The sequence below is a fragment of the Streptomyces sp. NPDC051677 genome, assembly GCF_044453465.1.
GTDB lineage: Bacteria > Actinomycetota > Actinomycetes > Streptomycetales > Streptomycetaceae > Streptomyces.
Window position 1 is genome coordinate 119606 of the sequence record NZ_JBITCT010000032.1, and the last position, 15240, is coordinate 134845.

Consider the following 15240-nt stretch of genomic DNA (forward strand, 5'->3'; position numbering starts at 1 on the left):
GTGACTGTCTCTGCACCCGCGCCAGCGGGCTGCACAGCATGAATCTTTGGTATCGCGTACGCCATGAACGCGCCGCTCATCGGCGGCGGAACCCAGGAAAGGTGTGAGTGTCATGTCCGAAACCACTGCCCAGACCACCGAGTTGACCTCCCAGTACAGCACCCAGGTGGCAGGCGACCTGGAACGCAACCTCAAGGAACAGGAACACCTCAGCGGTGAGATCGAAGCGCTGCAGGAGAAGCTGGCTGCCATGCGGCACGATCACACCGTGCTGGTGAACCTGCAGCAGGCCCTCGGCGGGCCCGCGACGTCCGATGCACCCGCGGCCGAGCCTGTCGCACCGGTGCCCGCGCCCCGCAAGAAGACCGCGGCGGCATCCGGCGCGGACGAGAAGACGAAGACCAAGCAGAGCGCACCGGCGAAGAAGCGGACCGGCAAGAAGGCCACCGACGCGCAATCAGCCGCACAGCCGGCTGCGCCCACGCTGGTGGAGCTGGTGCGGACACACCTGGCCGGCCAGGACGAGCCCCGCTCGGCTGCCGAGATCAGCACCGCGCTGGGGCAGCAGCATCCCGAGCGGGGGGTCAAGACCACCGTGGTGCGTACGACGCTGGAAGGGCTCGTGGCCAAGAACCAGGCACAGCGAACCAAGCAGGGCTCGTCCGTGTTCTACACCGCCTCCGACGCCACTGCGCCGGCCGCATCTGCCGAGGAGTCCTCGCAGTCCGCCTGAGTCAGAGGCTTCCGGTCGGCCGCACCCGCGTCATTGCAGCAGCTGAACGCCATGGGGGCGGGACTCGTCGCGCGGACCTGTGGTCAACGTTCTGCCGGAGCGCGGCCGGGTGCGTCAGGCCATGCGGGTCTTCGGCTTCCACGAGCCGTTGATGAGATGGCCAAGTACGAGCCCGGCCGGACCGGCCGGGTTCCTCGCCCTGTGGGGCTGGAGCAACGCGAAGGTGTTCGCTTAGATCGCGAGGGCCGTCAAGGGGCCCGTCGCGTCCCGGTCCATCACCGCGGCGTACCGGAAGGCGTGCGATGTGGACCCGGGGTGTCGCCGGTGATGAAATTCAGCGCCGGCGACCACTTCGGCACCGCAGCATGCAGCGCATGGTCGTGAAGAACGGCATCTGGACGTCCGTCGGCGACTTCTACACGCCGCCGACCCGCGACTGAGCCGACTGTGCCGTTGTTCAACCGCCCTGGGCAACGGCCACCCGGGACCGCGAGCATGGACGCTCCGGAAGCCGTGGAGTCCCTCGGATCGACGGGTCCGCGCGACCTCAGCCGCTTCGGCAACTCCCCCAGGCACCCCAGGTGCGTCACTTCGCGGCGTTCCTGCCCAAGAGACATCCGCGCGTTCCGTCATGGCTCGCTGTCCGAGCCGAGGTTCGGACAAGGCTGCGACCAGCCCGGACAGCCCGCTCCTGTCCGGGACACGTGGTTTCACTGTGCTGCTCTTCCGGCGTCGGCAAGCCTGTTCCCCGTCCAAGCGCTCACACCACAGCGCACGGCTCACACAAGGGAGCACCAGTGGAAAAGACGGGTTTGGCATCGCGGATCGGAAAAGCGGGCATCGGCGTGACCCTGGCCGCCGTGGCCACCGTCGCCTTCTCGGGCACGGCGCAGGCGGCCAGCGTCTACGGCGAGAGCAACAACGGCTGCGCGGACGCCGGGGGCACCTACAGCTACGCCTGGACCGGAAACGCCCAGGGACGTGACACCTACAACGCCTACTTCAACATCACCGTCCGGGACAAGTGCCCCGGCGACGGCTGGGCGGGCGGCCTCTACCTGAGCTACTGGAAGTACCAGAACGGCCAGTGGAGCTGGACCTCTCAGAAGCGCGTCAAGGTCAACGGAACGTACAGCACCCCGCTGTCCAACGTGGACGGCGTACAGATCAACGTGTGCAACTACTACCCGGAGCGGGCCCCCTCGGGCTGCAGCCGCGTCTGGTGAACTCTCCTCCCGCCGGGGTGTACGAGTCGTGCCTGCCGGCGGGAGGACGCGCTCTGACGGGGCGAGACTTCCCGAGACGCGTCCAGGCCGATCGTCGCCGAGCACCACGTCACAAGGTGCGGCGCACACCCTCCCGGCGTGCTGCACGCCGGACGGCGGAGCCCGCGTGCGCGCCGGCAACGATAATTCCCCGAGATCTCGTTGTCCTCGCCGAAGCGCAGGAAGCGGTCGGCGCGAACCACCTGCCGTACCGAGGTGCCGACCCCCAGGAGGCTGCCGGGAAACGAGCGGGCTTCGGCTCCGCCCCATGAGTGGCGGACAGCCGAAGGGAGGCTCACTCCGAGCCGTCACCGCGGATCAGGAGGTCGAGCAGCCCGGGAAAGCGCGCCTCGAACTCCTCGCGGCGCAGCCGGTTGAGCCGCCTGGCCCCCTCGTCCCGCTGTTCGACGAGGCCGGCTCCGCGCAGGACGGAGAAGTGGTGACTGAGAGCAGCCTTGCCGACGGGCACGTCGAAGCTGCCGCAGCTGCGGGTCCAGTCGGCGGAGCCCGCCAGTTCGCGGATCAACTGGATGCGCACCGGATCGGCGACCGCGGACAGCGCGGACAGGACGGTCACATCCTCCGGGTCCGTGTGGACCGGCGCCGCTCGGTGACCGCCACTTGCGGCCTCGTTCGACATGCCCTTCCCCTCGCCATGCACACCTGTACCGCGGCGCCACTGATCCAAAGCGCACGCTTGCATTGTGTTCGATGAATATCTTACAGTCCCGGTGTTCGATTCCCGTTGAACACTCTGTCGGAAGGTGCGTCCCACTCATGCGTGCAGTCGAGTTCCAGGAGTACGGCGACCCCGAGGTGCTGCGGGTCATGCAGGCCGAGACCCCCGAGCCGGGGCCGGGACAGGTGAGCATCGACGCCGCGTACGCGGGCGTGAACTTCGCGGACCTCAAGGCACGCGCCGAGGGCTACCGGGTGCAGTCGCTGCCCTTCCGCCCCGGCCTGGAGGTCTCCGGGCGGATCCGGGCCGTCGGTGACGGCGTCGAGGGCCTCGCCCCGGGCCAGGAGGTCGCCGCGCTGGTCGGCGGCGGCGCCTACGCCGAGGTGGTCGTCGCCGACACCGCCACCGTCTTCCCGCTCCCGGAGGGCATGGACCTGCGCACCGCCGCCACCCTGCCCACCGTGGTGCCGACCGCGCATGCCCTGCTCCACGAGGCGGGAGGGCTGCGCGCGGGACAGACGGTGCTCGTGCACGGCGCGGCGGGCGGTATCGGCACGGTGGCCGGCCAGTTGGCCCGGGCGGCAGGCGCCGCGGCGGTGTACGGCGTGGTCTCCTCGTCGGCCAAGGCCGGGCACGCGCTCGAGCACGGCTACGACGAGGTGTTCAGCGCCGACACCTTCGACGACGACGTGCGCCGCGCCACCGCGGGCCGGGGCGTCGACCTGGTCCTCGACCCGGTAGGCGGGGACACGCTGCGCCGCGGCCTCGACGCCCTGGCCGTCTACGGACGCCTGGTCTCCTTCGGCAACGCGAGCGGAGCCGAGCCCTGGCACGTGGGCCAGCCCGAGCTCTACGCACGCGGCCTGTCCGTCGGAGGCTTCTCCATCCTGGCGCTGGCGCAGTCCGCGCCCGACGCGCTGCGCGCCCTGGCCGAACGCGCCTTCCGCACCGTCAGCAACGGCACCGTGAACCTTCCGGTCACGGCGGAGTTCGCGCTGTCGGACGCGGCCGACGCCCACCGACTGATGGGCGGTCGCACCTCGACCGGCAAGCTGCTGCTCCGCATCGCCGACTGAGCGCCACCCGCACCGCCTCACGAATCAACAGGGACTCCGTCACCCCGATGCATGAGAACAACACCGCCTGCGGACCGACCGCGGCCATGGGGAAGATCCCCGCGCCCGGGCTGGTCCTGGGGGGCGTCTGCGGAATCCAGTTCGGTGCGGCCGAGCACCCCGGGTCTACCCACAAGTGGGCGTCGCGGGTGTCGCTTTCCTGCGACTGCTGATCGCCGGCGTCCTCCTGTGCCTGCTGTGCCTGCTGTGGCACCCGCGCCGGCTGGCTCCGCGTTCGCTGAAGGGCGCCTGAGGGACGGTCATCGGCGCCGGAGCGCTTCTGGCGGGTCACCATCTCGCGTTCTACGAGGCGGTGAGCCACATCCCCCTGGGCGCTACGGCCACGATCGAGTTCCTCGGGCCGTTCTTCATCGCTTTCCTCGGACGTACAACACCTGGGAGTTCTCCCGCGGCCAGGAGGACGACCCGCGGAAAGGGCACGTCGCCGTTCCACCGATGCCCGAGGACCTCAAGGAGCTCCGATCTTCCCGGTACCGATCACGCTCAGCGCGACCTGGTCGCCGCAGGCCCACCGCTTCCTCGCCGCCGATGCCCGACTCCCCCGCGAACCCGCATCCCCCTGCCCCGCCTGCGCGACTGCACTGCTGACCTGGTCCACCGCCTGGACCCCGTCCGCAACCCCTTCACCCGTATCGCAACCGCGCCGCGCAGCACGCTGACCCGGAGGGTTCGGCGGCCGAGGCTGCGATGTCCCGAGGACGAGCGCCGGACGCGTCGGCGAAGAGGCTCGTCCTACGCGACCGTGAGCACGATCTTGCCCTGGAGGTGCCCCCGGGCGGCGCGTTCGTGCGCCGCCCGGGCATCCGCGAGCGTGAATGTGCTGTCGATCGCCACGCGGACCGTGCCCGCGTCGAGCAGGCGTCCCAGCTCGGCGAGCTGCGCACCGTTCGAGCGGACCTGGGTGGCCGTGACCGTGACGCCCAGCTTCGCGTTCTCCTCGTCGTCGAACTCGCCGAAGTACACCGGGTAGAGGGACCCGCCGCGCTTGAGGGTGCATAGGAAGCGCCTGCTGTCGGGGCCTCCGACGGCGTCCAGGACGAGATCGACGTCATGGGCGACTTCCTCAGGCCGGTCCTTGGTGTAGTCGATGAACTCGTCGGCGCCGAGGTCGCGCAGGAACGTCTCGTGGGCGCCGGAGGCCACGGCGATGACGCGGGCTCCCTTCCACTTGGCCAACTGGAGAGCGAAGTGCCCCACGCCACCGGCAGCGCCGTTGATGAGCACCGTGGTCCCGCCGGCGAGTGCCATCGGGCGGTGCCGGGCCTCTTGGAACGGCGAGGGGTGGTCGTGCCCGAGCTCGATCAGGAACTGCCATGCCGTCAACCCCGCCATGGGCAGGCCGGCGGCGTGCACGTGGTCGATGCCAGTCGGCTTGCGGGCCAGGTCGGACGCCGGCGCGGTGACGTATTCGGCGTACGCGCTGCCTTGGAGAGCGCTGGGGAAGCGCAGAAGGCCGATCACCTCGTCTCCGACCGCGAAGCCACGGGCGTCGGCGGCGACGGCTTCCACGACGCCTGAGACGTCGGTCCCCGGAATCAGGGGGAGGTCGAACGGGGGTTTGAGCTCGGGAGGCACGTCGGGCATTCCCTCGCGCATGTACCAGTCAGGAGGGTTGACGCCCACCGCGTGCACGCGGACGAGCACTTCACCCGGGCCCGGCTCGGGAACCGGGACCACCTCATGACGCAGCACCTCGGGGCCGCCGTGCTCCTGCAGGCGGATCGCCCCCATCGTGCGTGTCGGCATCATTTTTCTCCTGCCCGCGCCGCGGGATACGCTGATCGGACCAGTGATCCGGTTATCCGGATCACTGGTCCAGATCATATGGATCACTGATCCGGATAGTCAAGAGGGGCAGATGCGGGCCGACGCCAGGAAGAACCACGACCACGTACTCGCCGTTGCGGGCGCCGTCATCACCGAGCACGGCGTCGACGCATCGCTGCGCGACATCGCACGCAGGGCCGGCGTAGGGCTGGCGACGCTGCTCCGTCACTTCCCGACGCGCGAGGCGCTGCTCGACGCCCTGCTCCGCACGCGCTTCGACGAGCTGACGGCAACGGCAGGCGAACTCGCAACGTCGAACTCACCCGAAGATGCTCTGGTTTCGTGGCTACGCGACTGCGTCACCTGCGCACGTGAGTATCGGGGCGTCGTGGCACTGATGGCGGCCGCCATCGAGGACGCCGAGTCCGCACTCCATGCTTCGTGCGTCACCATGCGCGCCGCGGGCACCCGGCTCCTCGCCCGTGCTCAGGCCGCGGGCGCGGCACGGACCGACATCGACGGCACCGACCTGTTTGCGCTGGTAGCGGCGCTGGCTTGGCTGGGCGATCAAGCTTCGTTCACCCCACGCTCCGATCACCTCTTCGATGTCGTCGCGAGCGCGATTCTGGCGAGCGCAGAGAGCAGCGAAGCCGAGGGAGAACGCCGCCCTCGGGCCCGTAGCTGACACCGTCGCGCGGACCGGCGAACTCGGCCGCGTGCTGAGCAAACGGGTGTCGTTCATGAGTGAGTTCGGAAGCCAGTCGATCCGGGGCTGTCCGTTGAGCATTCTTCGGCCGCCCAGGGCTGCTGTTGGGGCGGTTGGCCGGTTTGCGCGTCCGCCATGCGGACCGTGGATGCTCCGATGGCGCCGGCGCCGATCCCGAGCTGGGCCTTTGCTCGACTCGAAGCCCGAACAGGGCTGATTTGCATGCTGGTTGGGTGGTGTCCGGCGGTCAGTGCCACGTTGAAGGGGTGACTGTGCGCTGGGAGCGGACACATAATCGTGACCATGACCACTCGACGCAACGACAACGATGGCTGGACCGTCGAAGAGTCACCCGATGGCAGCCGAACCCGTTTCAGAGTCCACGCGGAGCGGGTCCACCTGCTCGACGACAGCCAGCGGGACGTTCTCGCCGAGGACGCTCGTAACCGTGGGATGACGCTCCTTGAGTACGTCGGCTGGGTGGGCAGGATGCCGGCGTCAGAAATGCACGGGTACCGCGACCAGGTCATGGCGGGGAGCGGTGGCCCGCACCTTGCCGCGGTGTACGGGGCATGGTTGGACGTACAGAGCATCGTGCGGGAGAACCAAATCCTGTTGCCGGGCCTGCGGCCGGGTGAGCCGGACCGCTGGGGTCCCTGAGAGCCGTGGTCGACCGGCAGGTGTCGACGCCCCCCTCCGCAGGAGCAGTTGACGGCCCATCAGCGTGACCGCGCGGTGGCGGTCGACAGAGGTGGCTCGATTCGTGTCATCCGCCCGGGGCCGCCCTGTACAGACTGTGCGGATGGTTGTACAAATTGCGACCGGCCTGACACCGCACTGCGCCAACAGAGCACGACGTCGGCCAGTTGGATCAGGGGGTGAGGTGGTGGCGGCGTCACGGGCCGGGCAGGCCGAGGTGCATCCGGCCGTACCGGCGGCAGCGGGCGGCGAGGCAGACAGGCCGAGCGGCCCCAGCCGGGTGACGCGGTTCCTGTGCGCGGCTGCCTACAACCACCGTGCGTTCCGCGACGGGATGCTGCTGCGTCTGGTGTCGCCTTCTGAGCGGTTCTTGCCTCCGGCCTACGGTGTGGACCCGTGTGCTGTCGCCTGGCACTGTGTGCGGGCTCAACGCCTGGACGCCGCACGCGAGATGGCGGCCGTGGCGGTGTTGGGTGTGGCGCTGTGCGTGGAGCCGTTTTCCGCGTTGTTCTTCTTGTACGTCGCCACCGCGGTCCGGTTGCGGCGGCTATGGAGGACGCGGTGGCGGCGCACCGGGCAGAAGCCTTCCGTGGTCCGGCGGCTGGCGCTGGCGTCGCTGACGTCGGTCGTCGTGTCGTCCTGGGCTTTGTACGCCGCCTTGCTGGGGTTCGCCGTGTGGTCGGCTGCGGGAGGCTCGTGGGGGCAGGCGCCGTCCGCTGCCCTGACCGAGGCCGCCCGGGTCACCGGTACCTGGATGCTCGCGGGGTTGCCGGCGGCGCTGGGCGTGGTCTCGGCCGCGGAGCGAGCGGTGCGGCGACGCCGCTGGGAGGAGATCCGCCGGGCCCCCGGTCTGCGCCCCAGGTTGGACTGGGTGTTGTGGAGACACGTCGAGACGCGCACCTCTCGTGGTCTGCGGCGCCTGGCGGAGCTGGAACTGTTGGCTCATGTCGAATACGCCGATGACGCCTTCTACGGCGCAGGCGAGGAGCTTGAGCAGTTCCCGGCATGGTCGTTCGCCACGCACCTGCGCCGAAAGCCCACGGCGCCCGAGCAGAGCGCTTCGCATCTTCGGCTCGTCAAACCGCCCGCGGAACACAGCGGCCCCCTGCTGGTGCACACGGAGGTCGTTGACGCCATCCGCGAGGGAATGCAGCGCTTTCAGGCGATCGAGCCGCGTCGAGGCGCTCGGCTGCAGCAGCTGACCCTGCGGGACTACGTCTTCGCGCCCCACGGGCATCCCTCTCTGATCGGCAGAGCTCCGGCTGTCGACGTCCTGGCCGACGAGGATGAGGAGGCCCGCCACATGCTGGGCATCCGTGTCGGCAGCTGGGAGGAGGACCTGAGTACGACGACGTTCGTGCGGGCCACCACTGACGGCGACATCCTCTACCTCGAGGCCAGCGTCAGGGTCCTGCTTCCCGTGCAGCGCCGCTACCGTCGATCGATCCGGACCATCGCCCCGGGCATGTGGGCTGCAGCGTTCTGTATCCCGCGCGACATACTGCGCGCCTGGCCCGCACAGACGGCGCTGCTGCTGCGTCGCTTCCGGCTGGTGTGGAGGCCGGCAACGCCGGTGGCCGAACGCAGTCAGGCTCAAGCTGAGGGCTGGGACGTGCCGGCGGCGCCGATGCACATCAATGCGCTGCGCGAGGAGGTCGCCGAACGGCACCCCCACAACCTGTTCCAGCGTCTGGACATCGAGCGCTACATCAAATCCGTCGAGCACCGTCTCGTGTCTTCGATCAAGGACCTACTCGAACAAAAGGGCCTGGAGAGCGACGAGTTCTCGGCCCGGGTCAGCCAGGTCTTCAACGCGGGCGTGATCAACACAGGCGGAGTGCAAAGCGGCTCCATCGCCGGAGCCGGCCACTCGGTGGAGCAGACCAACCAGACCACCGTCCACCACGGTGCCGTTCCCGCCGCCGGGCAGCCTCCCGCCGCTCCGGCAGCACATCCTTCCCCTCCGGCCTGAACTCCCTTTCTTTTCCAGGCATCTGTCCCTGCCGCGATGAGAGGACTGCATGAACACCCCCGAGGAACCTCGTGTGACCGGAGTGAGCATCTCCGGCGGCGTGCAGCACGGAAACATCGCAGGCGGGTATCAGGTCGTCCAGGTCAACGCGACGAAGACCGGCGACAGCCCAGAGGTGCAAGCCCTGCGCGACCTGGTCGCCGTCCTTCGTGAGGCGCTGCCGCGGGAGTCCGACCCCGGCACCCGCCAGGACTTCTCCGATGCGCTCGCCCAGGTCGACGACGCACTCGCCGGCTCCGGGCCGTCCGACCGGCCGACCTTCCTGCGCCGCCTGCGCACGGCACGGGTCAGCCTGGCCCAGGCGATAGAGAGTCACCCGACCAGTGCGGCACTGCTCACCGATGTACTGGCGCTCGTCACCGGGCTGGTCGCCGGCGGTTGAATCCGCTCACGGCGGGCTGAAGAGAGGGACACGGCGGCAGGCGGACAGGTCACGGCAGGCCGCACAAAGGTCACACGCCACAGTGCGCCCACCGTCGGTCCGGCGCATACGGGGATTCCAGTGCCGATCTGTCCGTGGTGAGAGACGTCGATGAGCGGCTCGCGCACGAGCGCGACATTGCCGCGATCGTGGGGGCGCCTGCGCATCCCGGCCGGCCTCCGTGTGATCCATGACACCTCCCACATGGTCCAAATTTGAACATCGCGAGGCTATGGTCAACCAGAGGACGTTTCAAGCTTGAAACACAGGTCGGTAATGGTCCACTTCGTCCGGGCCGCCGACCCGGCCGTTCGCTCGCCCCTCCCCGCATCTGGAGTCACGCCATGCCCACCTCCCTCGGCCGCGCCAGCACTGATGCCGCCTCCCGCTACGCCAAGCAACTCGCCTCCCACTTCGGCCGGAAGATCCCGACCGAGGAGACCCCCGAAGGGGGACACCGCCTCACCTTCCAGCAGACCGACGTGCTGCTCCAACCCGCCACGGATCACCTGCTCATCCGCGTCGTCGCACCCGACGCCTCCGCGCTCACCGCCGTCCAGGACGTCGTGGGCAGCCACCTCGAACGCTTCGGCCGCCGTAACGAACTCACCGTCACCTGGGAGCGGCCGTGAAGGCGGTCGTGATCACCGACTTCGGCGCCGACCCGCAGTTGACGGAGCTGCCCATACCCGAGCCCGGCCCGGGCGAGGTACTCGTCCGGCTTCACGCCGCCGCGCTCAACCCCTTCGACTGGAAAGTGGCCGACGGCGCCCTCCAGGGCCTCGTCGAGCATGTCTTCCCCCTCGTCATGGGCTCCGACGGCGCCGGCACCGTCGAACGCGTAGGCGCCGGGGTGAACCTGTTCCGGCCCGGCGACACCGTCTACGGCCAGTTCATGAACCTCGCCCACGGACGTGGCTCCTACGCCGAGTACGCCCTGGCCGCCGAACACGGCAGGATCGCCCGCATGCCCGACGACCTGCCCTTCCCCATCGCCGCCGCGCTGCCCACCGCCAGCGTCACCGCGTATCAGGCCATCGAGGCCGCTCGTCTGGCCCCCGGACATCTCCTCCTGATCAACGGCGCCTCCGGCGGTGTCGGGCAGTCCGCGATCCAGTTCGCCGCGAACGAGGGAGCGAGGGTGCTGGCCACCGCCACGCTCGACATCGCCGGCCGCCTGCTCGCCCTCGGCGCCGACGAGACCATCGACTTCACAGCCGCACCGACCGCCGACCAGGTACTGGCCGCCCACCCCGACGGCATCGACGCCGTCCTCGACCTCGTCACCCACCCCGGCGAGGACGGCGTCGACACGCTGGCCGCCCTGCTCAAGCCCGGCGGCCGGTACATCAGCACGAACCACGCCGCTGACGTCGACGCGCTGGCCGCCCGCGAGATCCACGCCGTCAATCTCACCGCCGACCCCAGCAGGGCCGAACTGGAAGCCCTCGCCGACCTCACCGCCGCCGGAAGACTCCGCGTCACCATCGACGCCGAAATCCCCCTGACCGACGCGCCCAGAGCTGTGGCCCGCGCCCGCTCCGGCAACGTTCGCGGCAAGCGGGTCATCCTCCTCTGACTCTGCGAGACACCCATCGGACCGGGAGGCGTCCCGGGCCACGGCGCCGACCTCATGGCCGCGAGCGGCGGCCTCGGCGACGACACGGGAGCCCGCCTTGCCGGCGGCCCGCCGGATGTGGACGTGATGGCGGATTCGCGTGATCATCGCGACACGCGATCACTCAAGCCGTGGTCCGGACTCGGGTCGGCGGTGGCGGTGGCGGTGCCGGTGGCGGCCGAGGGTGTTTCGGCTGTTGTGTGGAGGACCTCGCGGGCCTGCTCCGCGGCTCGGGTGATGCCCTCGGCGACGAAGTCGACGAAGCGGGCGATGTTCTCGAGGCGGGCGGCAGCCGGCGTGTCACGGCCGAGGACGTTCACGCCCTGCCGTGCGGTCTCGGCGAGCTGGGCGCTGGCCCGGGCGGCGGCGATCGTCGACTGGTAGAAGACGTCGTCGTCGACGGCGTAGCGCTCGCGGCGGTGTTCGCCTGGTTCCCGGCGGATGAGGCCCTGGCTTTCGAGGAACGCGACGGCCTTGGAGATGGAGGCGGGGCTGACCTGGAGGCGCTGGACGAGTTCTGAGGCGGTGAGGCTGCCTGCGTCGGTGGTGTAGAGGCAGGTCAGCACCCGGGACATCATTTTGGGCAGGCCCTGGTGCATGAGGAGGGTGGTGAAGGTCTCCTCGTACTCCCGCACAGCCTCGGCGTCGCGTCCGTGGGCCTGTTCGGGCGCCTGCGACCCCGGGGGCGCGATCGGCCTGCGGCGACGGGTGCGGCGTTCGGTGGCGCGGTGGGCCAGGTCGGAGCGGTAGGCCGTGGGGCCGCCGTTGCGCATCACCTCGCGTGTGACGGTCGAGGTCGGGCGGTCGAGTCGTCTGGCGATCTCGGCATAGGCGAGGCCGTCGGCCAGTCCCAGCGCGATCTGCTGACGCTCCTGCTGTGTGAGCCTGCCTCCCGGCATCGCGGTCTCCTTCGTGCTGTTCTGTGCTGCCCAACACCTTCAGCATAGCCTTCACCGTCAATCCATTGCAACGCAACGGGTTGCGATTGTTGCGTTAGATCTCAAACCATTGCAACGGTTTTACGGCTTCTACCTGCATCGATGGCAATTCAGCGCAACGAAACTGTTGAAGCTTCCTTGAACGCAACGTAGCTTTTCCCTCATCGGAAACAACGATCCGAAGAGCTGAAGGAGCCCACGATGCAGAAGTTCGACACCTCCGCCCCGATCTCCGCCGTCCTCGACATCCCCGCGGGACGCATCCGGTTCATCGCCGCCGACCGGCCCGACACCACGGTCGAGGTCCTTCCCGCCGACGCCTCCAAGAGCCGCGACGTGAAAGCCGCACAGCAGACCGAGGTCGCCTACTCCGACGGCGTCCTGCGGATCGAGACCCCGGCGAAGAACCAGATCCTCGGCGCCTCCGGGGCCGTCGAGGTGACCGTCCAGTTGCCCGCCGGCTCTCGCGTCGAGGCGAAGGCAGCCGGCGCCGAGCTCCGGGGCGTCGGACGGCTCGGCCACGTCGCCTACGAGAGCGCGCAGGGCCCGGTCAAGCTCGACGAGACCGCCGGGGCCCGCCTCGTCCTGCAGGCCGGCGACATCTCGGTCGGTCGCCTGGGCGGGGACGCCGAGATCAGCACGCAGAAGGGCGACCTGACCGTCGCCGAAGCCGTTCACGGCAACGTCACGCTGCGCACCGAGCAGGGCGACGTGTCCATCCACGCCGCCCGCGGCGTCTCCGCCACCCTGGACGCCGGCACCGGGTACGGCCGGATCCAGAACACGCTCTCGAACACCGACGGCGCCGCCGCCGGCCTCACCATCCACGCGACCACCGCCTACGGCGACATCACCGCCCGCAGCCTCTAGCAGCCCGCAGCCCACGAGTTCCGAGCTTGCCCTCCGCGGCCCGGGCGGGGTGAGCCGACCGCGCCCGGTCGGCTTCCGCCTAGGGCCGCGGAGGTCTGCGGCCGACGCCCGGCGAGGCGGAGTCGGGGGCGGGCGGAGCGGAGACGACCGGCCCTCGCGCGGCCGCCCGCTCCCCGGCGCCGAGATCGGCCGCCACCAACGGCAACCACGGACGGCCCGCCACCGCCTGGTACGTCGGGGGCTGCCCGCTCAACGGCCGCCCACCAGCCCGTACCGGCAGACACCGCCGACTGCAACTCCGACAGCACGCCGAGCCGTTCGGGCCGAGAGCGTGCACGGCGAGAACCTGCACGGCGGTGCTGGCAGCCTGGGCGTCTGCGGCCTTCAGGCACGGGCGGCCCGACCAGCCCGGGGCCCACCCGAAAATTGACGTGAAACATTTTCCCCAGCCGACCGCGTCGGAGAGATGTAGGCCGACCAGACGGCATGAGAGGGATGGAATGAGAAAGTCCCGGACCAGGTCCCGGACGGATGAGTTCATGGAGTTCGCCGCCGCGCGCGCCGGACACCTGCACCGCTGCGCAGCCCTGCTCACGAGCGGAGACACCCACCTCGCCGAGGACCTGGTGCAGGAGACGCTCAGCCGGATGTACACCCGCTGGGGTCGGATGTCCCGCATCGACAACCCCGCGGCCTACGCGCAGACCGTTCTCGTACGGACGTTCATCACCCAGCGGCGCCGCTACTCCGCGGCCGAACGCCCCCTGGCCGATCTCCCCGACACCCCGCCCCCGCACAGCGCGGACGACCCGGCCCTGCGCCTCGCGCTGCTGGCAGCCCTGCGGGAACTGCCGCCCAAGGACCGGGCCGTGGTGGTCCTGCGCTACTGGGAAGACCGCAGCGTGCAGGAGACAGCCGACGCGATGAACGTCAGCCCCGCCGCCGTACGCACCCGCTCCACCCGGGCTCTGGCCAAACTCCGCGAGCAACTGGGCAGCATCGCCGAACTGACCACGCACGCCTGACCGCCCCGCCCCCGCCCTCCCCCACTGCTCACGCCTTCCCGCGGCGAACAGCCGGGCCCCCCTTCCGCACCATGAAAGGAACCGGTGCTCACCCCATGGACTTCGAAGACGAACTCGCCCACGCGCTCCGCCGCACCGCGGGCTCCTTCACCACCGACCGGCGTTCCCTCGCCGAAGGCAGCCTCACACGCGGTCGGCGCAGGCTGGCCCGCCGCCGCCGGGCCGGCGTCGTCGCCGGCAGCACACTGGCCGTCGTCCTCGTGGCCACCGCCGGACTCCGGCTGAACGCCCCACACAGCGGTGACGGCCCGGTCCGCGGCGAGCAGGCCGCGACGCCACGGCCCACAGGCGCCTACCGACACTTCGCCGTCGCCGCCCAGGAGATGAAGAACATCCTGCGCAACGGCATGAACCAGGCCGGAATCGCCGTCGCACACCCAAGCTTCAAGGCAACGGGCAGCAACGACAGCGACCTGCCCGCCACCGCCACCATCGACTTCGACGACAGTTGGGGCGCGGCCATGGTCACGCTCTCGGTGCGCCGCGTCGACCCGGCCCAACCCGCCCTCAAGAAACTGATCACCTGCCCGCCCGCGAAGGACTCCCCCTACGAGGAATGCACACAACAGCCCGACAACCGGGCCGTGAAGGGCTACACCCAAGCGGGCAAGGCAGGCGGGGTCAAGGAATGGGCCGTCACCATGCTCTCGCCCAACGGATACCTCATCGACGTCACCACCCACAACCTGCCGGCGGCCCAGCAGACCGAGGCTGCGTCCGTCAGCCGCAACCCCCGCATGAACCCCGGCAAACTGCGCTACCTGGCCATGTTCGTGGACGCCTCCCTCACCGGCGACGGCGAAGCCGTCTCGCTCGGCACACTCAAGCCGGGCGCCGAGGCCGAACCGGGCGACATCCTCCCCCTCCTCAAAACGCTCCTGCCCCAGCGCCTCCACGTCACCTCCGAAGGCGGCACAGAATCCGAGGGACACGTCGTGGTGATCGACCGCACCACCGGCCGGCGCACCTACATCCAGGCCACCCGGATCGCCGGTGACAAGGAATTCTGGAACCGCACCCTGCCCGACGGCACGAAGGTGGGCACCCTGCAAGCCGCCGGCCGGCAGCCGGGAGTCGTCCAACTCCGGGCCGACGCACTCCGTGTGAACGGACTACGGATGTCCCTCACCGCCTACAACGCACCCACTCCCACGTCCAAACGCAGCGGTGTCACACCCCTCATCACCATCGAAGAACTCAGTGGACGTTAAGTCCGTTTCTCGTAGCGACCTCGTCCGGGTTGGGTGAGGAAGCCTTGTCGGACGAGGCGTCCGAGGCGGCTGCGGGTGAC

General features: G+C 69.8%; 17 protein-coding genes. 13 read left to right on the forward strand and 4 right to left on the reverse strand.

Annotated features, from left to right (window positions below):
* Positions 1-112 precede the first annotated feature (112 nt).
* From ACIBAF_RS31800 to ACIBAF_RS31810, 3 genes are all read left to right on the forward strand, one after another.
* Positions 113-733 (forward strand): hypothetical protein, encoded by a 621-nt coding sequence (locus ACIBAF_RS31800; RefSeq protein ID WP_399467624.1) that lies wholly within the window; start codon positions 113-115, stop codon positions 731-733.
* Between the two features lie 79 nt (positions 734-812).
* The gene (locus ACIBAF_RS31805) at positions 813-968 is read left to right on the forward strand and encodes a hypothetical protein (RefSeq protein WP_399467625.1); all 156 of its coding nucleotides are present in this window, start codon (positions 813-815) and stop codon (positions 966-968) included.
* A gap of 562 nt (positions 969-1530) precedes the next feature.
* Positions 1531-1959, forward strand: coding sequence for a hypothetical protein (locus ACIBAF_RS31810; protein ID WP_399467626.1), 429 nt, complete (start codon positions 1531-1533; stop codon positions 1957-1959).
* Between the two features lie 334 nt (positions 1960-2293).
* Here the strand turns inward: ACIBAF_RS31810 and ACIBAF_RS31815 are convergent, their stop codons facing one another.
* A complete protein-coding gene (locus ACIBAF_RS31815) occupies positions 2294-2638 on the reverse strand; it encodes an ArsR/SmtB family transcription factor (protein ID WP_399467627.1) in 345 nt (114 codons plus the stop codon).
* A 137-nt stretch (positions 2639-2775) separates the two neighbouring features.
* Here ACIBAF_RS31815 and ACIBAF_RS31820 point away from each other — a divergent pair, with 137 nt between their 5' ends.
* The gene (locus tag ACIBAF_RS31820; RefSeq protein ID WP_399467628.1) at positions 2776-3753 is read left to right on the forward strand and encodes a zinc-binding alcohol dehydrogenase family protein; all 978 of its coding nucleotides are present in this window, start codon (positions 2776-2778) and stop codon (positions 3751-3753) included.
* Between the two features lie 792 nt (positions 3754-4545).
* Here the strand turns inward: ACIBAF_RS31820 and ACIBAF_RS31825 are convergent.
* Positions 4546-5559, reverse strand: coding sequence for an NADP-dependent oxidoreductase (locus ACIBAF_RS31825; RefSeq protein ID WP_399467646.1), 1014 nt, complete (start codon positions 5557-5559; stop codon positions 4546-4548).
* Between the two features lie 112 nt (positions 5560-5671).
* Between ACIBAF_RS31825 and ACIBAF_RS31830 the strand changes: the two genes are divergently transcribed.
* From ACIBAF_RS31830 to ACIBAF_RS31855, 6 genes are all read left to right on the forward strand, one after another.
* A complete protein-coding gene (locus tag ACIBAF_RS31830; protein ID WP_399467647.1) occupies positions 5672-6265 on the forward strand; it encodes a TetR/AcrR family transcriptional regulator in 594 nt (197 codons plus the stop codon).
* A 324-nt stretch (positions 6266-6589) separates the two neighbouring features.
* Positions 6590-6946: a hypothetical protein gene (locus tag ACIBAF_RS31835; protein ID WP_399467629.1), complete on the forward strand. Its 357-nt coding sequence runs from the start codon at positions 6590-6592 to the stop codon at positions 6944-6946.
* Positions 6947-7265: 319 nt separating this feature from the next.
* Positions 7266-8957: a hypothetical protein gene (locus ACIBAF_RS31840; RefSeq protein ID WP_399467630.1), complete on the forward strand. Its 1692-nt coding sequence runs from the start codon at positions 7266-7268 to the stop codon at positions 8955-8957.
* A gap of 73 nt (positions 8958-9030) precedes the next feature.
* Positions 9031-9399: a hypothetical protein gene (locus ACIBAF_RS31845; RefSeq protein ID WP_399467631.1), complete on the forward strand. Its 369-nt coding sequence runs from the start codon at positions 9031-9033 to the stop codon at positions 9397-9399.
* A 383-nt stretch (positions 9400-9782) separates the two neighbouring features.
* A complete protein-coding gene (locus tag ACIBAF_RS31850) occupies positions 9783-10070 on the forward strand; it encodes a DUF2218 domain-containing protein (protein ID WP_399467632.1) in 288 nt (95 codons plus the stop codon).
* The gene (locus ACIBAF_RS31855) at positions 10067-11017 is read left to right on the forward strand and encodes an NADP-dependent oxidoreductase (protein ID WP_399467633.1); all 951 of its coding nucleotides are present in this window, start codon (positions 10067-10069) and stop codon (positions 11015-11017) included. The genes ACIBAF_RS31850 and ACIBAF_RS31855 overlap by 4 nt, the downstream gene beginning before the upstream one ends.
* A 143-nt stretch (positions 11018-11160) precedes the next feature.
* On the opposite strand, the gene ACIBAF_RS31860 is transcribed toward ACIBAF_RS31855, so the two are convergent.
* Positions 11161-11955 carry a helix-turn-helix domain-containing protein gene (locus ACIBAF_RS31860; RefSeq protein ID WP_399467634.1) on the reverse strand — a complete coding sequence of 265 codons (795 nt, stop codon included), beginning with the start codon at positions 11953-11955 and terminating at the stop codon, positions 11161-11163.
* A 240-nt stretch (positions 11956-12195) separates the two neighbouring features.
* On the opposite strand from ACIBAF_RS31860, the gene ACIBAF_RS31865 reads away from it, so the two are divergent.
* The gene (locus ACIBAF_RS31865) at positions 12196-12864 is read left to right on the forward strand and encodes a DUF4097 family beta strand repeat-containing protein (RefSeq protein ID WP_399467635.1); all 669 of its coding nucleotides are present in this window, start codon (positions 12196-12198) and stop codon (positions 12862-12864) included.
* A 79-nt stretch (positions 12865-12943) separates the two neighbouring features.
* Here ACIBAF_RS31865 and ACIBAF_RS31870 read toward each other — a convergent pair whose 3' ends face one another.
* Positions 12944-13117, reverse strand: coding sequence for a hypothetical protein (locus tag ACIBAF_RS31870; RefSeq protein ID WP_399467636.1), 174 nt, complete (start codon positions 13115-13117; stop codon positions 12944-12946).
* Between the two features lie 247 nt (positions 13118-13364).
* Here ACIBAF_RS31870 and ACIBAF_RS31875 point away from each other — a divergent pair, with 247 nt between their 5' ends.
* Both ACIBAF_RS31875 and ACIBAF_RS31880 read left to right on the forward strand, forming a co-directional pair.
* Positions 13365-13889, forward strand: a complete 525-nt coding sequence (locus ACIBAF_RS31875; RefSeq protein WP_399467637.1) for a SigE family RNA polymerase sigma factor — start codon at positions 13365-13367, stop codon at positions 13887-13889.
* A 95-nt stretch (positions 13890-13984) separates the two neighbouring features.
* Positions 13985-15160: a hypothetical protein gene (locus ACIBAF_RS31880; protein ID WP_399467638.1), complete on the forward strand. Its 1176-nt coding sequence runs from the start codon at positions 13985-13987 to the stop codon at positions 15158-15160.
* The last annotated feature ends 80 nt before the right edge of the window (positions 15161-15240 follow it).

What these genes read in the sequence shown, in the direction of transcription:
- ACIBAF_RS31800 (WP_399467624.1), top strand. Translation starts at nt 113, where the DNA reads ATGTCCGAAACCACTGCCCAGACCACCGAGTTGACCTCCCAGTACAGC.
- ACIBAF_RS31815 (WP_399467627.1), bottom strand. Translation starts at nt 2,638, where the DNA reads ATGTCGAACGAGGCCGCAAGTGGCGGTCACCGAGCGGCGCCGGTCCAC.
- ACIBAF_RS31820 (WP_399467628.1), top strand. Translation starts at nt 2,776, where the DNA reads ATGCGTGCAGTCGAGTTCCAGGAGTACGGCGACCCCGAGGTGCTGCGG.
- ACIBAF_RS31825 (WP_399467646.1), bottom strand. Translation starts at nt 5,559, where the DNA reads ATGCCGACACGCACGATGGGGGCGATCCGCCTGCAGGAGCACGGCGGC.
- ACIBAF_RS31830 (WP_399467647.1), top strand. Translation starts at nt 5,672, where the DNA reads ATGCGGGCCGACGCCAGGAAGAACCACGACCACGTACTCGCCGTTGCG.
- ACIBAF_RS31835 (WP_399467629.1), top strand. Translation starts at nt 6,590, where the DNA reads ATGACCACTCGACGCAACGACAACGATGGCTGGACCGTCGAAGAGTCA.
- ACIBAF_RS31850 (WP_399467632.1), top strand. Translation starts at nt 9,783, where the DNA reads ATGCCCACCTCCCTCGGCCGCGCCAGCACTGATGCCGCCTCCCGCTAC.
- ACIBAF_RS31860 (WP_399467634.1), bottom strand. Translation starts at nt 11,955, where the DNA reads ATGCCGGGAGGCAGGCTCACACAGCAGGAGCGTCAGCAGATCGCGCTG.
- ACIBAF_RS31865 (WP_399467635.1), top strand. Translation starts at nt 12,196, where the DNA reads ATGCAGAAGTTCGACACCTCCGCCCCGATCTCCGCCGTCCTCGACATC.
- ACIBAF_RS31875 (WP_399467637.1), top strand. Translation starts at nt 13,365, where the DNA reads ATGAGAAAGTCCCGGACCAGGTCCCGGACGGATGAGTTCATGGAGTTC.
- ACIBAF_RS31880 (WP_399467638.1), top strand. Translation starts at nt 13,985, where the DNA reads ATGGACTTCGAAGACGAACTCGCCCACGCGCTCCGCCGCACCGCGGGC.